This window comes from Mycobacterium sp. E1386, from assembly GCF_001672745.1.
GTDB lineage: Bacteria > Actinomycetota > Actinomycetes > Mycobacteriales > Mycobacteriaceae > Mycobacterium.
The window spans coordinates 1-23,026 of sequence record NZ_LZKH01000024.1 but is presented as its reverse complement, the minus strand read 5'-3'; the positions used below and the strand labels follow the sequence as shown (position 1 = coordinate 23,026).

General features: G+C 66.1%; 20 protein-coding genes, 1 tRNA gene and 1 pseudogene. 7 read left to right on the top strand and 15 right to left on the bottom strand.

The genetic code is table 11. The features are described 5' to 3' along the window. Positions 1–170: 170 nt before the first annotated feature. Positions 171–1,337, top strand: coding sequence for a DUF4062 domain-containing protein (locus A5709_RS02635; protein ID WP_068117769.1), 1,167 nt, complete (start codon positions 171–173; stop codon positions 1,335–1,337). Between the two features lie 635 nt (positions 1,338–1,972). On the opposite strand, the gene A5709_RS02630 is transcribed toward A5709_RS02635, so the two are convergent. From A5709_RS02630 to A5709_RS02600, 7 genes are all read right to left on the bottom strand, one after another. Beyond that, positions 1,973–2,830, bottom strand: a complete 858-nt coding sequence (locus A5709_RS02630; RefSeq protein ID WP_156767944.1) for a hypothetical protein — start codon at positions 2,828–2,830, stop codon at positions 1,973–1,975. 157 nt (positions 2,831–2,987) lie between these two features. Continuing rightward, a tRNA-Ile gene (locus tag A5709_RS02625) sits at positions 2,988–3,061 on the bottom strand. Positions 3,062–3,165: 104 nt separating this feature from the next. Next, the gene (locus A5709_RS02620; protein WP_231972045.1) at positions 3,166–3,522 is read right to left on the bottom strand and encodes a hypothetical protein; all 357 of its coding nucleotides are present in this window, start codon (positions 3,520–3,522) and stop codon (positions 3,166–3,168) included. Positions 3,523–3,849: 327 nt separating this feature from the next. After that, complete coding sequence (locus tag A5709_RS02615) at positions 3,850–4,272, bottom strand: hypothetical protein (RefSeq protein ID WP_231972042.1); 423 nt, start codon at positions 4,270–4,272, stop codon at positions 3,850–3,852. A gap of 392 nt (positions 4,273–4,664) precedes the next feature. Continuing rightward, a complete protein-coding gene (locus A5709_RS02610) occupies positions 4,665–5,531 on the bottom strand; it encodes a carboxymuconolactone decarboxylase family protein (RefSeq protein WP_067950586.1) in 867 nt (288 codons plus the stop codon). 40 nt (positions 5,532–5,571) lie between these two features. Further along, positions 5,572–6,945: a TldD/PmbA family protein gene (locus A5709_RS02605; RefSeq protein WP_068117762.1), complete on the bottom strand. Its 1,374-nt coding sequence runs from the start codon at positions 6,943–6,945 to the stop codon at positions 5,572–5,574. Continuing rightward, positions 6,942–8,459: a TldD/PmbA family protein gene (locus A5709_RS02600; protein ID WP_068117757.1), complete on the bottom strand. Its 1,518-nt coding sequence runs from the start codon at positions 8,457–8,459 to the stop codon at positions 6,942–6,944. Before A5709_RS02600 ends, A5709_RS02605 begins: the two co-directional genes overlap by 4 nt. 74 nt (positions 8,460–8,533) lie before the next feature. On the opposite strand from A5709_RS02600, the gene A5709_RS02595 reads away from it, so the two are divergent. The 3 genes from A5709_RS02595 (at position 8,534) to A5709_RS02585 (ending at position 11,622) form a co-directional block, all read left to right on the top strand. Continuing rightward, positions 8,534–9,403, top strand: coding sequence for a carbohydrate ABC transporter permease (locus A5709_RS02595; RefSeq protein ID WP_156767946.1), 870 nt, complete (start codon positions 8,534–8,536; stop codon positions 9,401–9,403). Further along, positions 9,390–10,205 carry a carbohydrate ABC transporter permease gene (locus tag A5709_RS02590; RefSeq protein WP_068010397.1) on the top strand — a complete coding sequence of 272 codons (816 nt, stop codon included), beginning with the start codon at positions 9,390–9,392 and terminating at the stop codon, positions 10,203–10,205. The genes A5709_RS02595 and A5709_RS02590 overlap by 14 nt, the downstream gene beginning before the upstream one ends. A 79-nt stretch (positions 10,206–10,284) precedes the next feature. Continuing rightward, positions 10,285–11,622 (top strand): sugar ABC transporter substrate-binding protein, encoded by a 1,338-nt coding sequence (locus A5709_RS02585; RefSeq protein ID WP_068117751.1) that lies wholly within the window; start codon positions 10,285–10,287, stop codon positions 11,620–11,622. Here A5709_RS02585 and A5709_RS02580 read toward each other — a convergent pair. The 4 genes from A5709_RS02580 to ddaH are packed head-to-tail and all read right to left on the bottom strand — an operon-like array spanning position 11,619 to position 16,043. Next, the gene (locus A5709_RS02580; protein ID WP_068010392.1) at positions 11,619–12,497 is read right to left on the bottom strand and encodes a universal stress protein; all 879 of its coding nucleotides are present in this window, start codon (positions 12,495–12,497) and stop codon (positions 11,619–11,621) included. The two genes, A5709_RS02585 and A5709_RS02580, sit on opposite strands and share 4 nt — an antisense overlap. Then, positions 12,494–13,939, bottom strand: coding sequence for an amino acid permease (locus A5709_RS02575; RefSeq protein ID WP_156673252.1), 1,446 nt, complete (start codon positions 13,937–13,939; stop codon positions 12,494–12,496). Before A5709_RS02575 ends, A5709_RS02580 begins: the two co-directional genes overlap by 4 nt. A gap of 26 nt (positions 13,940–13,965) precedes the next feature. After that, positions 13,966–15,201, bottom strand: coding sequence for an ornithine--oxo-acid transaminase (gene rocD, locus A5709_RS02570; RefSeq protein ID WP_068117746.1), 1,236 nt, complete (start codon positions 15,199–15,201; stop codon positions 13,966–13,968). Beyond that, on the bottom strand, positions 15,198–16,043 hold the full coding sequence (ddaH, locus tag A5709_RS02565; RefSeq protein WP_067950571.1) for a dimethylargininase: 846 nt from the start codon (positions 16,041–16,043) through the stop codon (positions 15,198–15,200). Before ddaH ends, rocD begins: the two co-directional genes overlap by 4 nt. 111 nt (positions 16,044–16,154) lie before the next feature. On the opposite strand from ddaH, the gene A5709_RS02560 reads away from it, so the two are divergent. After that, positions 16,155–16,601 (top strand): Lrp/AsnC family transcriptional regulator, encoded by a 447-nt coding sequence (locus A5709_RS02560; RefSeq protein WP_068117743.1) that lies wholly within the window; start codon positions 16,155–16,157, stop codon positions 16,599–16,601. A gap of 111 nt (positions 16,602–16,712) precedes the next feature. Here the strand turns inward: A5709_RS02560 and A5709_RS02555 are convergent, their stop codons facing one another. Genes A5709_RS02555 through A5709_RS02540 form a run of 4 tightly spaced genes read right to left on the bottom strand, consistent with a single transcriptional unit; the run spans position 16,713 to position 21,815 of the window. Further along, positions 16,713–18,524 (bottom strand): sulfatase-like hydrolase/transferase, encoded by a 1,812-nt coding sequence (locus A5709_RS02555; RefSeq protein ID WP_068117829.1) that lies wholly within the window; start codon positions 18,522–18,524, stop codon positions 16,713–16,715. Then, positions 18,517–18,975: an SRPBCC family protein gene (locus A5709_RS02550; protein WP_067950568.1), complete on the bottom strand. Its 459-nt coding sequence runs from the start codon at positions 18,973–18,975 to the stop codon at positions 18,517–18,519. Before A5709_RS02550 ends, A5709_RS02555 begins: the two co-directional genes overlap by 8 nt. A 21-nt stretch (positions 18,976–18,996) precedes the next feature. Then, positions 18,997–19,854: a CbiQ family ECF transporter T component gene (locus tag A5709_RS02545; protein ID WP_067950566.1), complete on the bottom strand. Its 858-nt coding sequence runs from the start codon at positions 19,852–19,854 to the stop codon at positions 18,997–18,999. Further along, positions 19,851–21,815 (bottom strand): ABC transporter ATP-binding protein, encoded by a 1,965-nt coding sequence (locus A5709_RS02540; RefSeq protein WP_156767945.1) that lies wholly within the window; start codon positions 21,813–21,815, stop codon positions 19,851–19,853. Before A5709_RS02540 ends, A5709_RS02545 begins: the two co-directional genes overlap by 4 nt. A 194-nt stretch (positions 21,816–22,009) precedes the next feature. Here A5709_RS02540 and A5709_RS02535 point away from each other — a divergent pair, with 194 nt between their 5' ends. Both A5709_RS02535 and A5709_RS02530 read left to right on the top strand, forming a co-directional pair. Continuing rightward, a complete protein-coding gene (locus tag A5709_RS02535) occupies positions 22,010–22,483 on the top strand; it encodes a MarR family winged helix-turn-helix transcriptional regulator (RefSeq protein WP_068011889.1) in 474 nt (157 codons plus the stop codon). Between the two features lie 137 nt (positions 22,484–22,620). Next, a pseudogene (locus A5709_RS02530) lies at positions 22,621–23,026 on the top strand (hypothetical protein); the annotation flags it as partial.

Sequence of the window (23,026 nt, the reverse complement as noted above, 5' to 3'; positions counted from 1 at the left end):
AGGTCACCTGCTAGATACGATTTTTGGGCCTTGCCAGTACGGGCACGGTACGCCTCCGGTACGGCCCAGAATGCCCCCGCTCGCCGGGGTGACGCCGGGGTGAGGAGCTAGCTCGCGCTCCGACGGCGCGCTGACTCCGATGTGTCGTCACCTAGTGAGACCATGACACCGTGAAAAAGCGCTACCAGGTTTTCGTGAGTTCGACCTACAAGGACCTCAGAGAAGAGCGCGCGACTGTCATCCAAATGGTTCTCAATCTGAACCACTTCCCAGCTGGCATGGAGATGTTCCCAGCCGCGAACGAGGATCAGTGGAGGCTGATTCAGCGCGTGATTGACGAGAGTGACTACTACATCGTTGTTGTCGGCGGCCGCTACGGGGACACAGATGAAGCATCTGGTATCAGCTACACGGAGCGCGAGTATGACTACGCGATCAAGACAGGCACTCCCGTTCTCGGCTTCCTGCACAAAGAGCCCGAGAATATTCCTGCTGGTAAGACAGACCAGAACGATGAAGCCCGCAAGATGCTTGCTGCCTTTCGGAAGAAAGTCGAGGGGCTGCCAGTCAAATACTTCACCAGTGCGGCTGAACTGGGAGGGCAGGTTGCCATGAGCCTTGTCAATTTGGTTGACTCCCAACCCGCCGTCGGCTGGGTCCGAGGCGACACCGTGCTCAGCGAGGACGCCGAGCGTGAAATCCTGAAGCTGCGAGCTCAATTGGCTGAAGCGCGAGAGAAGTCTCAGACACTGGTAGCGGAGAAGACCCAAGCTATCGGGGTAGATCCGACAAAGCTTGCGCAAGGCGAGGATTCAGTTGAATTTCCGCTTCGCATCTACTCGAAGGCTTACAACAACGACACCGACGAGTGGGTATGGAGCACGGTCACTTGGAATGACGTCCTCGCGACATTGGGTCCATCCATGATCGATGAGGCTACAGAAGAGGAGGTTGAGGACAAGTTCGAGCTGTGCCTGTTTCAGGGGAAGATGAGCGCCCAGGACCGGTCCCTGGCTCGCAAGACACCGGCCCTACGGCTTATGGTGCAGAAGAAGGACTTTGAGACAGTACTCGTCCACTTCCGAACGCTGGGCATTATCGAGTCTGGGACTAAGAAACGCGTTCCGAGCGACACTAACAAGTACCTACGCCTCACCACCCTCGGCCAAGAGAAGCTAGCGGCACTCAAGGTAGTCACCAAGGCTGCCGAAGACGAGGCACCAGTGGAGACGACCGCCAAGAAGACCACGAAGGCCACGAAGAAAGCGCCGGCCAAGAAGGCTGCGAAAAAGACATCTGCGACGAAGGCCGCAAAGAAGGCAGAATCAGCCGAATAGCCGCACCACGTTGCGTGCCGTAGCCGGGGCGGTTGGTTCGGGCAGCGGGTTGACCATGCCGCCTTCCGTCTCGGGGATGTAATCGCCGTACACGTCCAAGGTGAGCATAAAAGTGCTGTGTCCCAACCACTTTGATGCCTGCATGAAGTGAACGTCATTCGAAAGCCACAGGGTCGCCGCCGTATGGCGAAGGTCGTGGAGTCTTACCCCGCGCACCGCTGGGGCGTCCTTTGTCGCCGGTCGGCTTGCCGGGGAGACCAACCGCCTCCAAGGCGGGGCGCAGCAAATTCTTGTAGAACGCGCTTGCGTCAACTGGCTCGAGAAGTCCAGCGGCGCAACCGCCCGACATCCCCGGCGTCGCGCCCCGCCGAGTGCGCAGTTCGGCCACAATGGCCCGGTAGGCGTTTCTGCGGCCGGGGGGCGTGGTCGCCCTTCCTGCGCGCCCTGGCGGGGTTGCCGTTAACTCCCCGCCTCGGCACCCATTACAGAAAGGACCGACGATGGCCACCAAGAAACAAGCAGCTGCCCGCGCCAAGTTCGCGAAGGGCTGCGCGCGCTAAGGGCAATACCAAGGTCGGGCGGCGCGCCAAGAGCAACGCCGCGCCGAAGCGGAAGCGCGAGCGCTAGCCGTAGGGCTACGACGCCTTGGGCGTTTCGTCCTCGGCGGCCTTTGCCCTCCCTTGCACGATGCCCATCAATTCAGGGTCCAGGTGGATGGGCGTCCACTTACTCGTGTCAAGCGCAGCTGGATTGGTCAAATCAGCCAGATCGGCCATATCGGTCGGCATCGGCTCCGAACCCACTGGAGCGCAATACGCTCCGAAAAGCTCGAAGTCGATTTCGGTGTCGGCAAAGATGGCGTCGTTGAACACCGACTTGTCGATGTCGAGAAGGCCCTCCCCGACCAAGTACGAAATCAACCACAAGGTGTCCTCCACGCACACGCCAATGCGCGTGTAGACGCCTGCTGCAGCCTTGTATCGCTCGGTCAAGCTCATGTCCTTACCGATGGCCGACTGAATTAGCTGTGTGTGAAGCGCATCAGAATTCAGCCACATGTCGGCCAACTTGACGTCTGTGATGGTGCCGTTCTCGGTCATCGCGTAGTAGGCATGGGCGACCGTTGAGCCTTCAACCCTTTCCCGCCAATAGGTGCGGAGACCTTCGATATCAACAAGCTCCTCCAGGGTCTCCTTGCTCAACAGCTTTTCGAGCGCATCCAGAACCGCCGACCAATACACGGGCTCCTTGCCGGTGGTGAACGGCCTGATCCTCGCGGCGAACGACTCAAATTGCTCTTCCGGCGGCAGCGTCATCTGCAAGCGGTGCTTCCCCTCGCCCGTCTTTCGATTCCACTGGACCTGCAACGTGATGTTGCCCTGCGCCGCTGCCCTTAGAAGTCCGGGATGTTCACGCACGAGCGAATGCGCAATCACCTTGCGGGCGCGCAGAACAAACCGCTGGAGGCGGTCGCGGGGATCGAGAGCTGGCATGGCTCCAGCTTATGACCGACCACCGACGAATCCCCGGCTTGTCGCGGAGCCGTGTCACCGAGCGGGTTGCCCGCCCAGCGGCCGGGGTGAGGCCGGGGCGGGTGGGGGTCCGGCGCTGCCATCGCCGACCAATATGAGCCCTACCAGCGAAAACGAGTAGGGCGGGCGGGGCTCGAACCCGCGACCAACGGATTATGAGTCCGCGGCTCTAACCAACTGAGCTACCGCCCCTAGCGATGTTCCGTAGGAAACGGTAGCCCAATTCCGGTCTTCGTCCGCCAAGCGGGATGCTCGAAGCCCGCCACCCAGAAAGGCGACGGCGGGCTTTCAGGGCATCACATGGGCGCCGGTTGCCCGGGGACCTGTCGCGCGGCCTCATCCTTCATCTTGGGAATCATGTCCGGTGCGTAGACATAGACCGCAGATTCAACTTCCCACTCGGCCTGGGCTTGGCTCATCGGCGTGGTTCTGGTGATCATGTTGATCAGCTCCTGACCCTCTCCGAACGGATTCGGGTTGGACCGGACCTGAGAGGCGAACCAGCGCCCCTCGGCGGCCTCGCTGCAGTCGTTGAAATCGGCGTTGTGAACCATCTTGTTCTGCGCCAGCAGCTTGATGTACTGATCGTCGGCGGGGCTCATGTTGCACGACGCCGAGGCGTGCGGCGCTGTCAGCACGGCACCACCGAACATCGCGGCCCCCACCACAACGGCGGCCCCCGCCGCCAACTGCGCGCGCGATCGTGAAATCGTCACTTCTCCAGACCCCCTCATTATGGAAATTTGCTACTGTGCCCTTCGCGCTAACGCTCGGGTACCACCGTCGACGAGCAGGTCAAACGACCGGCTCGTCGAACATTGAATGAACAGCGGTTAGCCAAAAAGCTTGCACGACAATGCATATAACGAAAGGCGGTTGGCACTCACGCGACGAACGGCCGCCGTAAACTGGCGATCGGGCACTCGCCGGCGCCCAGCCGCGCCGGCGCCTTGCGTGAGTTAGCTGGCAGAGCCGCGTCGTTACGCCGTCGGCCAGTCAGCGTGAGCGGCCTGATCCTTGATCTTGGGGATCACGTCCGGCGCGTAGACGTAGATCGCCGACTCGACCTCCCACTCGGCCTGCGCCTGGCTCATCGACGTGGTGTTGGTGATCATGTTGACCAGCTCCTGGGCCTCTCCGAACGGATTCGGGTGGTTCCGGACCTGGTCGGCGAACCACCGTCCCTCGGCGGCCTCAGTGCAATCGCTGAAGTCGGCGTTGTGGACCATCTTGTTCTGCGCGAGCAGCTGAATGTACTGGTCGTCCTTGGGACTCAAGTTGCAGGACGCCGAAGCTTGCGGTGCCGAGAGCACCGCGCCACCGAGCATCGAGGCACCCAGCGCGACGCCGGCAACCCAAACCGATGACCCGCGCATGCGCGAACGCGAACGGGTGGTTGTCATCTCCGGTCCTCCCTCTGCGTGGGAGCGATTTGCTCTCCGACGCAAGCCAAGCCTTGTGTGGTAACTGCTAACCGACAGCGATCCGGGCAACGGCTAACAGTCACGCGGTGTATGGTCGTCAACTCAGGCGCCGCTGCCATCTCAGATCACCGGCACATATGAGTTCACATATGAGTTTTGGTGTCGGGACATAAATTTAGCCAGTACCCGCGGCCCGAGCGGCGAACTTTAGTTTGCGTGACCGTGTACGGATGGTTAACATTTGCTACTTCGCCCCGGGCATCGGGCCGTCGTCCGATCCACTTCGGCTGAGGCATCACATCCAGGGTCGAAAGCCTCTTGACCAGCGGCTAATCGCCCCGCACCCGACGCCACGCCGGCCGCGGAAAGGATCAGTTGAAGACGGTCTTGCCGTCGGCTCCGAGCAGATATCGCTCGGTACCGTGCTCGACCCGAGGGGCGTCAGCGCCTAACGCGACGGCGACTTTGTTGCTTGCATTCCGCATGATGTCAAAGGTGAGCTCCACGGCCTCGGCATCGGAGAACCGGGAGCGCACCTCGGCGGCATCGTCGGCGGCGAGGTGCGCAGGGGTCCAAATTAACGCATCGGCGTAGCGCAGGGCCGCTTTCGCGCGGTCGTCGAGCAGATCCGACGACTCGAAGCGGTCGATCTCGTCGTAGAGCGCTTCCGAACCGCCGGCATCCAGCGCGGTGCCCTCCCGCAGCGACTTGCACAACCGGCAGTTGTGCTGAGCCGCCCCGCGCAGTCGGACCAGCTCGGAGGTGACGGGGTCCAGCGCCCGCATCCGGGCCACCGAAGGCAAGAAATCGTTGAACACCGCTCCCGACGGCTCGGTGGTGCGATCCCATTCGATGGCGCCGTCGACCCAGCCCAAATACTCCGAGCCGACGCCGAGCGCTTCGAGCCCGGCCCGTACCCGGGGAACGAAGTCGGCGATATACATCAGGACCACTACGCCAAACGCCTTGTCGCCCAGGTGTTTAATCAGCCGGGACCGATGCCCGTCGGTGATCGCGGAAACGTCGGCGCTGAACTGCTCGGCGAACTCGATGGTGGCGACTTCGGCCTCCGACTCGGGCGTGCCGACCTCGATACGACTCGGCAGTGGCGGGAGCGACAGCGTCTGGGCGCACGTCCGCCGAACCAGGGCTGCGATGCGCGCGTCCGGCGGCGATCCCGGAGACAGTGCCACCAACCGTGTGAGCTGATCTTCTTGGACCGAAACCGGAGCCGCCATTCGTCACACGCTAGAACGCGACCGGCCCAGCGGCAATCGCCTATTGCGCCTGGCTCACCGAAGACATGTAGAAGTCCGGTATCCGCAGCGACGGCATGGCCGCGCGGGTGGCCCAGTCCGCCCACTCCCGGGGCAGGGTCTTCTCGCTCGCCCCGGCCTCGGTGACCCGCCGCAGCAGGTCCAGCGGACTCTCGTTGAACCGGAAGTTGTTGACGGCGGCGGTCACCTCGCCATCTTCGATGAGGTAGACGCCGTCGCGGGTCAATCCCGTGAGCAGCAGCGTGGTGGGGTCCACCTCGCGGATGTACCACAGTGTGGTCAGCAGCAGGCCGCGTTCGGTGGCCGCGATCATGTCGGCAAGCTCGGCCGACCCACCGGTCATCACCAGGTTGTCGGCGGCCACCGCGACGTCGGCATCGAATTTGGTCGCCGTCGCACGCGGGTAGGCCAGCGCATTGATCACCCCGTTGCGGATCCAGTCCACTTGACCGATCTCCATGCCGTTGTCGAACACCGACGCCGTCTCCGACGAGCTGCTCACCGCGACGAACGGCGTGCATGCCAGGCCCGGCGCCATCGGATCGGAGAACAGGGTCAGCGGCAATTCGGTGAGCCGCTCCCCCACCCGCGTCCCGCCGCCGGGCGCCGAGAACGCGGTGCGGCCCTCCCTGGCACCCCGGCCGGCCATCGACCAGGCGAGGTAAAGCATCATGTCGGCCACCGTGGAGGGCGGCATGATCGTCTCGTAGCGTCCCGCAGGCAGTTCCACGCGGCGCTCGGCCCAGCCGAGCCGCATCGACAGCTCTTCGAGCAGCGAATCCATTGGCACGTCGACGAAGTCGGGCGTCCCAATACCAGCCCACGCGCTCGCGTCGCCGCGCTTGCCGTTGATCTCCACCGCCCCGGCGGGCTGGGTGTAGCGCCGGCGCACTCCGGTCGACGATGCCAGGAAAGTCGTCGAAACGCTATGGTGCGCAAAGCCATACAGCCGGTCGGTGCCGCGGAAGCCGCGGCTCAAGGAGTCGGCGACCTCGGCGAACACCAACGGTCCGGTGCCGGGCGCCGGCGCGTCCCAATCGACGGGCACCCCGGTATCGGTCAACAGCGGCGCGGCGTCACCGGCCTCGGGCGCCGAGCGGGCCGCCTCCTGGGACGCCGCCACCAACTCGGGGATCACCCGCGGGTCCACCTCGGCGGAGACCATCGTGCCGATCCGCGCGCTGGACCCTTCGCGGATGACGGAGATCACCGTGATGCTGCGGTTCACCGAAACACCGTTGGTCGTCATCGAATTGCCCGCCCAGCGCAGCGTCGCCCCGACCTTGTCGGTGACGAGCACCATGGTCTCGCTCGCGCCGCCGAGTTTGGCGGCCTCCTCCAAAACGAGGTTGACGACATGCTGCGGGGTGATCATCGGCCGCCCTCGGTTCGGGTGTTGAGCACGTTGACGCCGCGGAACAAGGCCGACGGGCAGCCGTGGCTGACCGGGGCGATCTGGCCGGGCTGCGCCTTGCCACAGTTGAACGCGCCCCCCAACCGCCAAGTCGACGGGCCGCCCACGGCTTCCATGGAGTTCCAGAAATCGGTGGTGGTGGCCTGGTAGGCGACGTCTCGCAATTGACCGTCCAGCCGACCGTCGCGGATGCGAAAGAATCGCTGACCGGTGAACTGAAAGTTGTAGCGCTGCATGTCGATTGACCACGACTTGTCGCCGATGATGTAGATGCCGTCCTCGACACGGCTGATCAGGTCGGCGGTGCTGACGTCCTCGCGCGCCGGCTGCAGCGACACGTTGGCCATCCGCTGAATCGGCACGTGATGCGGCGAGTCGGCGTACGAGCACCCGTTGGACCGCGGCTGCCCCAGACGAGGAGCGAACACCCGGTCGAGCTGATAGCCGACAAACACCCCGTCGCGCACCAGATCCCAGCTTTGCGCGGCCACGCCCTCGTCGTCGTAACCGATGGTGGCCAGGCCGTGGTCGACGGTGCGGTCGGCGGTTACGTTCATCACCGGGGAGCCGTACCGCATGGTGCCGAGTTTGTCAGGGGTGGCGAAAGAGGTTCCCGCGTAGGCGGCTTCGTAGCCGATGGCCCGGTCGTATTCGGTTGCGTGCCCAATGGATTCGTGAATGGTCAGCCACAGGTTGGTGGGGTCGATCACCAGGTCTTTGCGCCCCGCCGCCACGCTGGGCGCCTTGACCTTTGCGGCGAGCAGCGACGGCAACTGCGCCAGCTCGTCCGTCCAGTTCCACACCTCGTCGCCGGCCAGCACTTCCCAGCCGCGCCCCATCGGCGGGGCCAGCGTGCGCATCGAGTCGAAGCTGCCCGCCGCGGCGTCGACGGTGACCGCCTCCAGCGACGGCTGCACCCGCACCCGCTGCTGGGTGATCGACGATCCGAAGGTATCGGCGTAGGAGGTCTGCTCCTTGACGGCGGTGAGCACGGCCGACACGTGGTCGACGCCGTCGGCACTGAGCAGCCGGCCGGAGTATTCCTCCAGCACGCCGATCTTGTCGGCCGCCGGCACGCTGAACGGGTCGATCCGGTAGTCGGACACCCAGGTGGCGTCGGCGTAGACCGGCTCGGGCGCCAACTCGACGCGCTCGCTGTTCAACGTCGCCAGGGTGGTGGCCACTTGCACGGCTCGACGCGCCGTCTCGGCGGCAACCGAGGGCGCCAGTTCCGCGTGCGAGGCGAATCCCCACGTGCCATCGACGATCACCCGCACCGCCAAACCGACCTCGCGATCAACGACCGCCGTCTCCAGCTCGCCGTCCCGCAGCTGGATGATCTCGGTCACGATGCGGTGAACCCGCAGGTCGGCGTAGCTTGCACCGGCCGCGCTGGCCGACGAAAGCGCGGCCTCGGCCAACTGGTGGCGCGGCAGATTCAGGAAGTCGGCATCGATCCCCCGGTTCGGTGTCACGGATCCACCGTAACGGCCGTTCGCCCCAAACCCCGGCCCCGCCCGCTTTAATTACCTCCATGGCCAGCGGCGCCCTGAGGACACAGCCTCGCTCCACCGCGCTGGGCTATGCCCTGCTGGCGCCGAGCTTGTTCGGGGTCGTGGCCTTCTTGCTGCTGCCCATCCTCGTGGTGATTTGGCTCAGCCTCTACCGCTGGGACCTGCTGGGCCCGCTGCACTATGTGGGCGTTGCCAACTGGCGGTCGGTGCTGACGGATCGCAACTTCGCCAACTCGCTGATCGTCACGGCCCTCTTCGTGGCGATCGTGGTGCCGGCGCAGACGGTGCTGGGCCTGCTGGCCGCTTCCATGCTGGCGCGTCAGCTTCCCGGCACCGGGCTGTTCCGCACCCTCTACGTGCTGCCGTGGATCTGCGCGCCGCTCGCGATCGCCGTGTTGTGGCGCTGGATTCTGGCCCCCACGGACGGGGCCGTGAGCACCGTGCTGGGACACAGCATCGAATGGCTGTCGGACCCCAGCTTCGCCCTGCCGCTCGTCTCGGCAGTCGTCGTGTGGACCAACGTCGGCTACGTCTCGCTGTCGTTCCTGGCGGGCCTGCTGGCGATCCCCGACGACGTTCACGCCGCCGCGAGCACCGATGGCGCCACCGCATGGCAACGGTTCTGGCGCATCACCCTGCCCATGCTGCGGCCAACGACATTCTTCGTCCTGGTGACCGGGATCGTCAGCACGGCACAGGTTTTCGATATGGTCTATGCGCTGACCGGCGGCGGACCGGGGGGCAGCACCGACCTGGTGGCTCACCGCATCTACGCCGAGGCTTTCGGCGCGGCTGCCATCGGGCGCGCGTCGGTGATGGCGGTGGTGCTGTTCGTCATCCTGATCGGCGTCACCATGGTGCAGCACCTCTACTTCCGGCGGCGGATCAGCTATGACCTCACTTAGCCGGCTCGCAATTTACGGCGGACTCATCCTCGGTGCGCTGATCACGTTGGTCCCCTTTCTACTTGGTCTGTTGACCTCGTTCACCTCGGCACATCAGTTCGCCACCGGTACGCCGCTACAACTGCCGCGGCCGTTCACCTTGTCCAACTACGCCGACCTCGGTGGAGCCGGATTCGGCCGCGCGGCGGCGGTGACGGCCTTGATGACCGCGGTGATCCTGGTGGGCCAGTTGACCTTTTCGGTGCTGGCCGCCTACGCGTTCGCCCGCTTGCGTTTTCCGGGACGCGACGCCCTGTTCTGGGTCTACATCGCGACGTTGATGGTGCCGGGAACCGTGACCGTAGTGCCGCTGTATTTGATGATGGCCCAGCTCGGCCTGCGCAACACGTTCTGGGCGCTGGTATTGCCGTTCATGTTCGGCTCGCCGTATGCGATCTTCTTGCTGCGGGAGCACTTTCGCATCATCCCGAACGACTTGGTCAACGCCGCCCACCTGGACGGGGCCAACACCTTGGACGTGATAGTGCACGTGGTGATTCCGTCCAGCCGGCCGGTGCTGGCGGCCTTGACGCTGATCACGGTGGTCTCGCAGTGGAATAACTTCATGTGGCCGTTGGTGATCACCAGCGGGCACAAGTGGCGGGTGCTCACGGTGGCGACGGCCGATCTGCAGTCGCGGTTCAACTCCCAGTGGACGCTGGTCATGGCGGCGACGACGGTCGCGATCGTCCCGCTGATCGCACTGTTCGTGGTTTTCCAGCGCCACATCGTCGCATCGATCGTCGTCTCGGGGCTCAAGTGAGCCGCCCGCACACCGAGATTGCCGTCACGGCTGCGATTCCGGGCGATCCACGACCACTGCGGCAATCTCGGCGTGCGGCATGAGACGCCCGCGCTTTTCGACGCTGATGGCCGGGGCGCTCGCGCTGGTCGCGGTGCTGTTGGGTGCGACCGCGGTGCTGCTGGACTACTCCGGCCAACCCCCCGGCGGCAAGATCGTCGTGACGGTGCGGGTCTGGGCCGAACAAATCGCCACGGCTTATCGGCAGTCGTTCGAGGCGTTCAATCGCACGCATCCCGATATCGCGGTGCACACCAGCGTGGTTGCGTATTCGACGTATTTCGACACGCTACGCACCGATATCGCCGGCGGGAGTGCCGACGACATCTTCTGGCTTTCCAACGCCTATCTGGCCGCCTACGCCGACAGCGGCCGGCTGATGAACATCGGCACGACACTCGAGCCGGGGTCCGCCTCGGCGTGGGACTCGGCGGTCGTCGACCAGTTCACCCGCGGAGGCGCGCTGTGGGGGGTGCCGCAGCTGACCGATGCCGGGATCGCGCTGTATTACAACGCGGACCTGCTCGCCGCGGCCGGCGTCGACCCCGCCCAGCTGAACGGGTTGCGGTGGAGCCCCGGCGACGGTGACACGCTGCGGCCCATGCTCGCCCGGCTCACTTTGGACGCCGACGGGCGTCGCGGAAACACGGCGGGTTTCGATGCCGGCCGAGTACGACAGTGGGGCTACAACGCCGCCAACGACCCACAGGGTATCTACCTCAACTACATCGGCTCGGCCGGCGGCATCTTCCAGCGCGGCGACACGTTCGCGTTCGACAATCCCGGCGCCGTGCAAGCCTTCCGCTATCTGGTCCGCCTGATCAACGACGACCACGTCGCGCCGCCCGCCTCGGACACCAACGACAACGGTGACTTCTCCCGCAACCAGTTCCTGGCCGGCAGGATGGCGCTGTTCCAGTCCGGCACCTACAACCTGGCGCCGGTGGCCCGCGATGCCCGCTTCCGCTGGGGAGTGGCGATGATGCCGGTGGGCCCGGTCGGCCGGGTGAGCGTCACGAACGGCATTGCGGCGGCGGGCAACGCCGCGACGAAACACCCCGAGGCCGTCCGTCAGGTCCTGGCGTGGATGGGCAGCAAGGCGGGCAACGAGTTCCTGGGGCGCGAGGGCGCGGCCATCCCGGCGGTCCTGTCGGCTCAGCCGGTTTACTTCCATTACTGGTCCGCCAGAGGCGTCGACGTCACGCCCTTCTTCGCGGTGCTCGACGGCCCGCGCATCGCGGCCCCCGGCGGGGCAGGCTTCGCGGCCGGCAACGACGCCCTGCAGCCCTATTTCGACGAAATGTTCTTGGGCCGCGGCGATGTCGCGGTAGCCCTGAAACGGGCGCAAGCGGCCGCCAACGCGGCTGCGCAGCGCTAGCCCGGCAACACCAGCACCGGCACGGGGCTTTCCCGGATGATTTTGGCGCTGCGGGAACCGAGGAAGACCCGCCGGATGTCGCCGCGCGGCCGGGTGCCCAATGCCAGGATCTCACCCTCCTGCCAATTCGCCTTCGCCAGCGCGTCTTTCCAACTGCGGCCGGTAACCACCTGCAGCGCAACGTCTTCACTGACGATCCTGTTTGTCTTCAGCTCTTCGAGGATGCCGCGCACTTGTGACGCCCAGGCCTGCAACACTTCATCCTCGACCTCAAGCCCGACCTCCGGCGGATACATCGTCTTGCCGCGGACCGCGAACGTGATCACCCGCACCGGTACACCGAACCGCTGCCCGAACTCGAAGCAGCGTCTCACCACGTCGACCGCATCGGGGGTGGCCGAGTAGGCACAGCTGAGGCGGGTCAACTTACCTTGGTGCGCACGGTAATTGCGCGGGCTGATGGCCACCGGCACGTGCGACGCGTGCAGCAGCCAGTCGGCGGTGGAGCCGATCAGCACCTGGCCGCGCCCGCCGCTGGGCAACGAGCCCAGCACGAGCACGTCGGCGTCGATCTCGTGGGTGACCTCGAGGAGTCCCCCCGACACCGAGCCGTGTGCGCGGTGCACGTAGGTGACCTCGATGTCGTCGGCCACCTTGTCCAAAAAGCGGGCGGCCTCGTTCGCCGACTCCGCGGCCAGCGCGTCGGCCCACATCTCGTATTCGGCGTCGACGCGGGCGCGCGACGGAGTCAGCCAGGGCTTGGGCACGATCGTCACCACGGTGAGCGAGGTGCCGCGGGTGCGCGCGATACGCACGCCCAAATGCAATCCCGAGAGCCCAACCTTGCCGGCCCGGTAGCCGACGACGACGCTCATAGCGCGTCTCGCTCGAGCGTTTCGCTGTTGAGCGCGCTGTGATGGCGGCCCCACACGAAGTAGAAGATTAGCGCGAGCGTGACCCAGCCGCTGAACGCGATCCAGGTGTACCAGTGCAGGCTGGCGAGGATGTACCCGCACGCCAACACCGAAAGGACGGGCGTGACGGGGTAACCGGGGACCTTGAATCCCCGGGGCAGGTCGGGTTCACGCACCCGCAAGATGATCACTCCGGCGGAAACGACCACGAACGCGGTGAGCGTCCCGATGGACACCATGTCCGCCAACTTCTCCAGCGGTATGAAGGCGGCCAACGCCGAGGCGGCGATCGCCACGATCACCGTGTTGCTCACCGGGGTCATGGTGCTCGTGTTCACGCGCGCGAATCGCGACGGCAATAACCCGTCGCGGCCCATGGCGAAGAGGATGCGCGTCTGTCCGTACATGGTGACCAAAGTGACGGAGAAGATCGAGATAACGGCGCCGGCGGCCAGGATCGTGCTTGCCCAGCTGCCGCGCGTGACCTTGTCGAGGATGGTGGCCAGGCCGGCCTCCTGTTGCCCGGCGAAGTCCTGCCACGGCTGAGTGCCCAGCGCGGCGAGCGCGACGAGCACATACACGCTAGTGACCGTTACCAGCGCCGCGATCAACGCGCGGGGCATGGTCTTCTGCGGGTTCTTCACTTCGTCGCCGGCGGTCGACACGGCATCGAGACCGATATAGGAGAAGAAGATGGTGCCCGCGGCCGAGCCGATGCCCGCCGCACCGAACGGCGCAAAGTCGCGGAGATGGGTCGCGTCGAACGCGGTGAAGCCGATGATCACGAAGATGACCAGCACGCCCAGCTTGACCAGCACCATGATCGTGTTGACCCGGGCCGACTCGCTGGCGCCGCGGATGAGCAGCAGCGCGCACATAGCGAGCAAGATGATCGCCGGCAGGTTCACGAAGCCGGGACGCGCATCCCATGGCGCGGCGGACACCGCGTGCGGAAATTGGATTCCGAACACATTGCTGAGCAACTTGTTGAGGTAGCCGCTCCAGTTCACCGCGACCGCGGCGGTCGACACCCCGTACTCCAGCAGCAGGCACGCCGCCACCCCCATCGCGACGACCTCACCCAGGGTGGTGTACGCGTAGGAGTACGACGACCCGGAAACCGGCACCGCGGAGGCCAATTCGGCGTAGCAGATGGCCGCGAGCCCAGCGGCGAGCCCGGCGATGAGGAACGACAGAATCACTCCGGGGCCGGCTTCGGGCACGGCTTGAGACATGACGAAGAAGATGCCCGTCCCGACCGTCGAGCCGACCCCGAACATGGTCAGCTGGAAAGTGCCGATGGTCCGCTTGAGGTGGTCCGCGGCCCCGTAAGCGACGGGCGTACCCACAACCGGGCGGCGCCGCAGCATCTGCTCTTTCAAGCTGATCGACGTGGGTGGCAATTACCCCTCCTTGCTCGATCAGCTGATTATGGGCCAGCCCCCCGCAACGCCATAGCGAACTGCTCAATCGCCCAGTCGATCTCCTGCTCGCCGATCACCAGCGGTGGCGCGAACCGCAACGTCGACCCGTGCGTGTCCTTCACCAACACACCACGATCGGCCAGCCGAAGACTCAGCTGCTTGCCCGTCCCGAGCGCGGGGTCGACGTCGACGCCGGCCCACAGTCCCAGGCCGCGCACCGCCACGACACCGTGGCCAAGCAGGCCTCGCAGGCGCCCGTGCAGGTGTGCGCCCAATTTCGCCGAGCGGGCTTGAAACTCTCCGCGGCCCAGCATGGAAACCACGGTGGTGCCGATAGCGGCCGCCAACGGATTACCACCGAAGGTCGAGCCGTGTTCGCCGGGATGCAGCACACCCAGCACCTCGTCGTCGGCAACCACCGCCGACAAGGGAACCACACCGCCGCCCAGCGCCTTGCCGAGCAGGTAGACGTCCGGCACCACGCCCCAGTGGTCGCAGGCGAAGGTGCGCCCCGTGCGCGCCAGGCCAGACTGAATCTCGTCGGCGATCATAAGCACGTGGTGCTCGCTGCACAGGGCGCGCACGGTCGGCAGGTAGTCGTCGGGCGGGACGACGATGCCGGCCTCGCCCTGGATCGGCTCGAGCAGGACCGCGACGGTGTCGTCGTCGATCGCGCGGGCCAGCGCGGCGGCATCCCCGAAGGGCACGGAGCGGAAACCCGGGGTGAATGGTCCGAATCCATCCCGCGCCGCCGGATCCGAGGAGAAGCTGACGATGCTGATCGTGCGGCCGTGGAAGTTGTTGTCCGCGACGATGATATTGGCCCGGCCATCGGGCACGCCCTTGACCTCCGCACCCCACTTGCGCGCGACCTTGAGACCGCTCTCCACGGCTTCTGCGCCCGAGTTCATCGGCAACACCAGGTCTTTGCCGCACAGCCGGGCAAGGGCGGCGCAGAACGGACCGAGGGTGTCGGAATGGAACGCGCGGCTCACCAACGTAACGGTGTCGAGCTGGGCATGGGCCGCCGCGGTGATCTCCGGGTTGCGATGGCCGAAGTTGACCGCCGAATAGGCGGCCAGGCAGTCCAAATAGCGCCGGCCCTCCACGTCGGTGATCCACGCACCCTCGGCGCTGGCCGCCACCACGGGCAACGGCGAATAGTTGTGTGCCGCAAAGCGTTTGACCAAGCCGATCGCCGATTCGGTCCGGGTCGAGGTCCGGGCGTCGAGGATCGTCATGGAAACACCTCCAATGTGCAGCACTTGACCGAACCGCCGCCCTTGAGGAGTTCGGACAGCTCGACGCCGATCGGCTCGAAACCGGCCGCACGCAGCTGTGCGGCGAAACCCGTTGCCGCGGCAGGGAGGACGACGTGCAGGCCATCGGAGACGACGTTGAGGCCGAGCACGAACGCGTCGGCGCTTGCGACCACGATCGCGCCGGGAAACAGAGCCTGCAGTTGGTCCCGCGCGGGCGCGCTGAACGCCGGCGGGTAGAACGCGATGGTCTGGTCGTCGAGAACCGCCAGCGCGGTGTCGAGGTGATAAAAGCGTGGATCCACCAACTCGAGTGAGACGACCGGCGCCCGCAGCGCCGCGGAGATTTCCGCGTGTGCACGCCGGTCGGTGCGAAAGCCATAGCCCGCCAACACCGTCTCCCCGACCATCAGCAAGTCGCCCTGCCCCTCGTTGACATGACGGGTGGACACCGGCCGGTACCCGAACGAGGACATCCATTCGGCGTAGGCGCGTGATTCGCCCGCCCGCTCGGCGAATCGAAATCTCGCGACGATCGCGACGTCGCCCGCGATGAATCCGCCGTTTGCGGCGTACACCATGTCCGGGAGGCCGGGCACGGGCTTGATCACCTCCACCCGGTGCCCCAGCCGTAGGTAGGCCGCGCGCAGGGAGTTCCATTGGGCCATCGCGACGCCCACGTCGACGGGGGTGGCGATGTCCATCCACGGGTTGATCGCGTACTCCACCGCGAAGAACTCCGGCGGCGTCATCGCGTACCGGCGGGCCCGCGGCGTGCGGACGAGCTTGCCGGTCGCGCGTGGCGCAACGTACGAATCCGTCATAGATCAACGGTATTTCCGGCAGCTCAAACAAGCAAACGACGTTTCTTGCGCGTCTATAGTTGATTTATTGCACCAAGCCGCGCGTCGCGGCGATTTATTAAGGGGTACCGGATGGACCGCCTGGATGGGACGGACGAGCGCATCCTCGCCGAGTTGACCAGAAACGCACGGGCCACCTTCGCGGAAATCGGCCAGACGGTGAACCTCTCGGCGCCGGCGGTCAAGCGCCGCGTCGACCGGATGGTCGACGACGGGGTGATCAGGGGCTTCACGACGGTCGTCGACCCCAACGCGCTCGGCTGGAAGACAGAGGCCTACGTGCAGGTGTTCTGCCACGGCACGATCGAGCCCGATCGGCTCCGCGCGGCGTGGGTGGACATGCCCGAGGTGGTCAGCGCGGCGACGGTCACCGGCACGTCGGATGCGATCCTGCACGTACTGGCCCGCGACATGCGGCATCTAGAGGCGGCCCTCGAACGCATCCGCTCGAGCGCGGACATCGAGCGCAGCGAAAGCATCGTGGTGTTGTCGAACCTCATCGACCGCATGCGAACTTAGCGGCGTTGCGCTTCCGGCCATCTGGCGACCTTCGAATGTGCTATCGCCCGCGATATCAAATTCGCCGACCATGTAATGCCCACAGGATGGGTCTCATGTGGCACACGTGATTCAGCGATCGAACGCAGCCGCAATCAGGCGCCTCAGCCTCGACGGCCCCGCCGTCGGCGGCCGGCGAGATGCATAGGGCCACGGGCGGTTTCGCTCCGGGACGGAACTGGCCCTGGCCTGCTTGAGCTCCATCCGCAGGTGCTGACGCACGCTGTGCAGATCCGGATCGGTCCAACGGTTGATCGCTTCGATCGGGTCCACGGTGAGGTCGTATAGCTCCCACTGATCGTCGAGCGGGGAGGTCCGGTAAGCCTCTCCCCCGAGCCCATTGGCCGCCAAGTGCCGCACTCCTGGCTCCGTCCAGGTGCCCGGGTCGTCGAAGGTGCGCACCAGCTTCCAGAGATGGCCTGCGCCACCGGGAACCGTCGCGTCGTCGACGCGGACCACCAGACCCTCGAAGTTGGAGGCGGTGTGGGCCGGGACGCGGATGCGCAGCGGCGCAGGCGGATTGACGGTCCGCTTCAGGCGGCGAGCCAATCCCGACGCGCCGCTATCCCCTTCGAGCATGTTGTCGCGGGTCATCAGGTAGACGGCACGAGTCTCGTCGGCCGCGGCGCCGTCCACGACGGGCATGAGGTTCCGGCCGGGCAGCCGATGCACTTCCGAGAACGACTGGGCCAGCGTGGCGGAGGACGCCGCGACATCGATGCCCGCCGCCGCCAGCAGCGTGGGGACCAGGTCGACGTGGGAGGTGGGTGCGGCGACAAGCCGTGGCCGCGTCGAGCGCTCGCCGATGCGCGCGATGACGAAGGGGACGCGGGTGGCCTCGTCGTAGAGGTTGAACCATTTCTGGTGCAGACCGCCGTGGGCGCCCAGCAGATCGCCGTGATCGGCCGTGCGCACCAAAACAGCATTGCGCGAGCCGCCTTCGGTGACGGCCCGCCTGACGCGGTCGATCGGCCCGTCCACCTCGGCGTGCAGCCGGTAATACAGGTCGCGGTAGCGCTGCGCGTTGCGCTCGTAGGTCCGCTCGATCGCGGGCGCGGGGCCGTAGCCGGAGTAGTAAGCCTCGCGAAAGGCGATCTGCGCCGCCGGTTTCGTGGACAGGTCTTCGTCCGCGGTGGGCGCGGCGGGCACCGCGGGCGGGTCGAGTGGCGACGGCTTGACCGGGCTGCGCCGGGACCAGGTCGGGAACAGCACGATGTCATGGGGATTGACGAAGCTGGCGACCAGGAGGAACGGGCGCAGCGCGGCCGGGTCGCCGTCGCGGCGACGGGCATAGCGGTCGGCGAGCCACGCGACCACCCGAGCGGCGATCAGCGGGTCGCGGCGGATACCGGCGTCGGCCAGCGCCGCCCCGTGCGGCTCCGGGCCGACCCACCCCGAGAATCCGAACGGCCCCAACCGATCCGCCTCCAGGTAGCGCCGCACCGCGGCGGCGTCGACGACACCGTTCTCGTCGTTGGTCGCCAGCGGCCCACCGGTCCTCGGGTCGGTGAGGTCGGCGTGCGAGATGTGCCACTTGCCGTCGTAATGGGTGTCGTATCCGGCCGCCCGGAACCAATTGCCGAGCGTGGGGACCTCGCCCGCACGCAGCCAGCGCATGCGCGAATCGCCGGCGGTCTTTCCGATGCCGTCGGTCTGGGTGACGCCGTGCAAGTCAGGATAGTGACCGGTGAAAATCGTTGGGCGGCTTGGCACGCAGGCCAGCGAGCCGGTGTAGTGCCGAGTGAAGCTGACCCCGTGGTCGGCAAACCACTTGCGGCCGGTGAGTGTCCGGTCGCGCCACGCGAGCACGTCGGGAGCCTCGTACGGGGGCACCGCACGTTCCTCGTCCGTCATGATGACGATGACGTCGGGGCGATCAGACACCAGCACGCTCCAATCGATTCGCAAGCCCGGCGAGCATCGCCTCGGACTGTCGCGCGAGTACGCGGCACAGGACCCGTTCGGCCAGCTTTTGCATTGCGTGCGGACCGATTTCGACGGTGCTGGTGAGGGTCACCGCCGTCGCGGCGGCCGAATCACCGGTGGATGCCAGCGTCCAGCGGTTGGACACCCTGCGCAGGCGTCTGGGCAGGCCTTCGATGTCGTAGCCGAGCGCGCGGGGCGGGTCGAACTCGGTGATGCGCTCGACGAGGGCGTCGCGGTTGACCTGCACCCGCCGGGCGGTCCCGACGGGAGCTCCGCCGGGGCCGGAGGACAAGATGCACGAGTGGTCGACGTTGCCGGCCCACGAACTGATCGCCCCGAAGTCCGCCAGCGTCTCCCAGATGTCACCGATGCGAGCCGCGATCGTGCGAGTCCGGTGGATGTCGGCCACGCGCTCACGCTACGCGAACGACTAGTGAGTCAGGTGGAATATCGTCTCGATCGCCACCGCGGCACCGCTGACCGCGAGGGTGACCGCGAGCGTCGCCCAATCACCCAATCTCGGCCGCGCCGGGTCGGCCGAGAGCTGACCGGTGCCGCCCCGAGCGGTGATCGCGTCGCCCATCTCATCGGCGCGCCGCAGGGTCACCACGATGGCGGCGGCCACCAGGTCGATCGAGTTGCCCGTCGTTTGGCGGACCCGAGCCTTGCGACCCTGGGGCATGTGGTTGGGCCGCAATCGACGAGCTGCGTAGAGCACCTGAAATTCCTCGATCAACAGCGGGAAGGCGCGTAGCGCCAGGGCCAAGGCCACCGCCCACTCGTCGACCGGAATCCGCAGCCACCTGAACGGGCGACCCAAAATGGCCAGCGCCGGCGCGATTTCGGCGACGTTGGTGGTCCAGGACACCATGGCCCCCAACCCGAGCAGAACGATCGATAGCGCGGTGATCCGCAGGAAGTTCAACGCTCCACCGAGGCCGATGCCAACACCGTGAATCGAGACCACTGGACTGCCGCCGGCCAACGCCGCGGTCACGAATCCCAATGCCAGGAGGACCCACAGCCACCGCGGAATCGACGGAACCGCACCCCGGGGGATGTGTGCGATCCAGATCGCCGCCGCCACGAGCACTGCCACCGCCCCGATCGTCACCCAACCCGGATAGAGGGTCAGCAACACCGAAACACCGAATACCACCAGCAGTTTGGTGCCGGCCCATAAGTTGTGAATGGCCGACCTTCCGGGCACCGGAACCAGCAGCACCACCGGACGAGAACCGCGCCTGCTCCGCCCGGATGCCGTGGACGAGGATGAGGTTGCCGTCACGCCACACCCCCGGCCGTGGCGGTGGCCGGCATAGACTCCAGCGCGCCATTCTGCAGATGCAAAACGCGTGGGCACACCTCTTCCAAACCGACGAAGTCGTGTGAGATGACCACCACTGTCAGGCCTCGGTGACGTCGCAGGTCGGCCAGCAGGCGCAGCAGGCCCCGCTGGCTGGAAATGTCCAGTCCGGCTAACGGCTCGTCGAGGATCAACACGCGTGGCGAACACGCCAGCAGTCCGGCCAGCACCACTCGTCGCATTTCGCCACCGCTGAGCTGGTCGATGCGGCGATTGCCCATCGCGGGCTCCAGACCTACCGCGCCAAGGGCAGCCGCCACGCGGTTCACGTCGCGCTCCGAAAACCCTGCCACGGAAGCGATTTCCAGGCCAACGTGGCTGCGCATCAGTTGCAGCCTCGAAGTCTGAAACGACAACCCCACCGCGCCGACGTGCTCACGGATGGGTTGACCGTCGAGCAAACAGGCACCGCTGGTGGGAGCGGTCAGCCCGGCCATGATCCACGCCAGCGTCGACTTACCCGACCCGTTGCCGCCGTGGATCAGAATTCCGTCGCCCTGTTCGACTACGAAGCTGATACCGCGCAGCGCGGTCTTCTGCCAGGGCGTGCCGCTGTTGTATTCGTGTCGGACGTCGACGATTTCGAGTACCGGCTTGTTGAAGGCCCGCTTGAGGGCCGGGGCCGGGGGCGGGGCCGTCTCGACCGTGCCGGCGTTGTCAGCGGAATCGCTGAGGTTGATGGTCCGGTCCGCCGACGCGGCCTCATTGTCGAAATGCGTGATGTGCACCAACGCCGTCCGATGCCGTTGGGGAAGGCCTGACAGCACGTTCAACAGGACGTTACGGCCCTGCTGATCGACCATGCTGGTGAACTCGTCAGCGATCAGCAGCGCCGGTTCCCGGGCGAGCGCCGCGGCCAGAGCGAGGCGCTGCAGTTCCCCGCCGGACAGGCTGCCGGTATCGCGCTCGGCAAAACCCTCGAGACCCACTTCGCGGAGCAAGTGGTCGACATCGACCTCGGTGCCCGGCGGCAGCCCCCAGACCACGTCATCGGCGACCCGGGTTCCCAAGACCTGGCTCTTCGGGTGCTGCAGGACAAGCGCCGTGCCGCCCAACATGCCCAACCCCACCGCGCCCGGGCGCTGCACGGTACCCGACGTCGGTTGCCGACCCGCCAAAATCAGCGTCAACGTCGTCTTTCCCGAACCGTTGGCGCCGATGACGGCAATGTGTTCGCCGACTTGGAGTTCCAGGCTGATTTCGCGGAGCGCGTCTTGCTTCGCGTGCGGGTAGCGGAACCGCACCCTGTCCAGTCGCACCGGTACCGGCCCGATCGGGGCGTCGGGCGCCTCGTCCGGAGCGTCGAGTTTGTGCACGTCCGGAACGTTGCCCATCCGGTCCAGCAGGCGCGAAAGCGCCCACCAACCGATCAACGACGAGAACATCACCCCGTAGGTGACGTAGCCGAGCATCAGCCACGGCCAGTAATGCAGCCCGAATTCGAAGCACCGCTTCACGTCGGCGCCGAGCCATTGCAGGTCCACCCGGGTGAGGAATGCGACAACACCGTCGACGTTGGCCGTCATCACCTGAAAGATCAGATGCCGCAGCCGATTCAGCACCGTCAACATGCCGACCGTGGCGGCCGCGACGGCGACTCCGGCAACAAGGGACGAGGCGAGCACCGTCGGGGTGCCCCGGCCCCTGCGTTTGACGAATCCGGTCAACCCACCGATATACGCACAGTTGACGACGGTCAGGAAACCGCCCAGTCCAGAGATGAGGAAGGCGATCATCCCGGCAGCAAACGTCGCGGCGAGCAGCACTCGCAGCCGGTAACGGTAGGCCAGCAGCCCCATCGGCACGGTGCCCAGCAGTGCCAACCCCTGGGCAAACGGAATCACCCCGGCGATGATCGCGATCACCGCGCAGAGCGCCCCCATGACCGATGCCTGTGCCAACTCGGCCGGTTGTAAAGGTCCACCCCGACGACGCGAACGGACGGGGCGACGGGCATTCACTTCACTGATTGTGCCAGGGCGCGGCGCCAAGTCGCTTCATCACACTGAGTAACTTCCGACCCGGTTCGGCCGGCCGCCACTCGTCTCGCTTAGCAAAGCTATGGAACTATGGGTACATGGACAGAGTTGTCGAGACCGCAAACATCGAGGCCCAACAGCTGGGCGCGGATTTGCTCGCCGTGGTGGCGCGGCTCAACCGGCTGGCCACCCAGCGGATCCAGATGCCCTTGCCCGCGGCGCAGGCCAGGCTGCTTGCCACGATCGAAGCGCACGGCGAGGCCCGGATCGGCGACCTCGCCGGCGTCGATCACTGCTCGCAACCGACCATGACCACCCAGGTCCGCCGGCTCGAGGACGCCGGCCTGGTCACCCGGACCGTGGACCCAGGCGACGCGCGCGCCGTCCGGATCCGCATCACTCCCCAAGGAAAGCGCACGCTCAACGCGGTTCGCGCCGACCGCGCCGCCGCGATCGAACCGCAACTCGCGTTGCTGGAGCCGGTGGAGCGCCAGGTGCTGACGGACGCGGTCAAGGTATTGCGCCGGCTTCTCGACAATGCATCGGTGGCGGGCCGGCGTAACACGCTGTGATCGCAGGACCCCGGTGGATAGCCGGCGGCCCGCGGGTAGACACTAATTCGAGCTGACCGGCGTGAGGAAAGGTGGCGGCCATGCGGCCCGAGGCTTCCGCGTACAGAGCCTCCCCGTTGACCGTGTGGGTCGGGTCGATGAGGTTCGACTTCGCCCCGGGCCGAGACGTGATCGTCGGTTACGGTCCGGGCAGCGACATCGCCCTCGAGCGGTTCCTGAATCCGGCCGCGCCGCCGCCACCGCCCCGCCCTGAAGTGATATTGCGTTTCGCCGGTACCCACTGGGTGGCCATTGACCTGAGCCACAACGGCATCTTCGTCGACGGTGCACGAGCGTCGACGGCGAACATTCGCGACGGTCAGGCGATCAGCATCGGCGATCCACAGCGGGGCCCGCGGCTGGTATTCCGCACCGGTCAGCCCGCCGGTCCGCCCGGGCAAGCTGCGCGTCCGGCTCCTCGACCCCCCGCTCACCCGCTCGAGTACCTTCGACCAGTAGGTGGTGGCCATCACGGACTCGATCTGCTGGAGCGGCCCCAGAAAG

What these genes read in the sequence shown, in the direction of transcription:
- A5709_RS02620 (WP_231972045.1), bottom strand. Translation starts at nt 3,522, where the DNA reads ATGTTCGGTGGTGCCGTGCTGACAGCGCCGCACGCCTCGGCGTCGTGC.
- ddaH (WP_067950571.1), bottom strand. Translation starts at nt 16,043, where the DNA reads ATGACGGATTCGTACGTTGCGCCACGCGCGACCGGCAAGCTCGTCCGC.
- A5709_RS02535 (WP_068011889.1), top strand. Translation starts at nt 22,010, where the DNA reads ATGGACAGAGTTGTCGAGACCGCAAACATCGAGGCCCAACAGCTGGGC.
- A5709_RS02590 (WP_068010397.1), top strand. Translation starts at nt 9,390, where the DNA reads ATGACCTCACTTAGCCGGCTCGCAATTTACGGCGGACTCATCCTCGGT.
- A5709_RS02610 (WP_067950586.1), bottom strand. Translation starts at nt 5,531, where the DNA reads ATGGCGGCTCCGGTTTCGGTCCAAGAAGATCAGCTCACACGGTTGGTG.
- A5709_RS02540 (WP_156767945.1), bottom strand. Translation starts at nt 21,815, where the DNA reads ATGGGGGCGCTCTGCGCGGTGATCGCGATCATCGCCGGGGTGATTCCG.
- rocD (WP_068117746.1), bottom strand. Translation starts at nt 15,201, where the DNA reads ATGACGATCCTCGACGCCCGGACCTCGACCCGGACCGAATCGGCGATC.
- A5709_RS02585 (WP_068117751.1), top strand. Translation starts at nt 10,285, where the DNA reads ATGAGACGCCCGCGCTTTTCGACGCTGATGGCCGGGGCGCTCGCGCTG.
- A5709_RS02560 (WP_068117743.1), top strand. Translation starts at nt 16,155, where the DNA reads ATGGACCGCCTGGATGGGACGGACGAGCGCATCCTCGCCGAGTTGACC.
- A5709_RS02630 (WP_156767944.1), bottom strand. Translation starts at nt 2,830, where the DNA reads ATGCCAGCTCTCGATCCCCGCGACCGCCTCCAGCGGTTTGTTCTGCGC.
- A5709_RS02605 (WP_068117762.1), bottom strand. Translation starts at nt 6,945, where the DNA reads ATGATCACCCCGCAGCATGTCGTCAACCTCGTTTTGGAGGAGGCCGCC.
- A5709_RS02580 (WP_068010392.1), bottom strand. Translation starts at nt 12,497, where the DNA reads ATGAGCGTCGTCGTCGGCTACCGGGCCGGCAAGGTTGGGCTCTCGGGA.
- A5709_RS02615 (WP_231972042.1), bottom strand. Translation starts at nt 4,272, where the DNA reads ATGACAACCACCCGTTCGCGTTCGCGCATGCGCGGGTCATCGGTTTGG.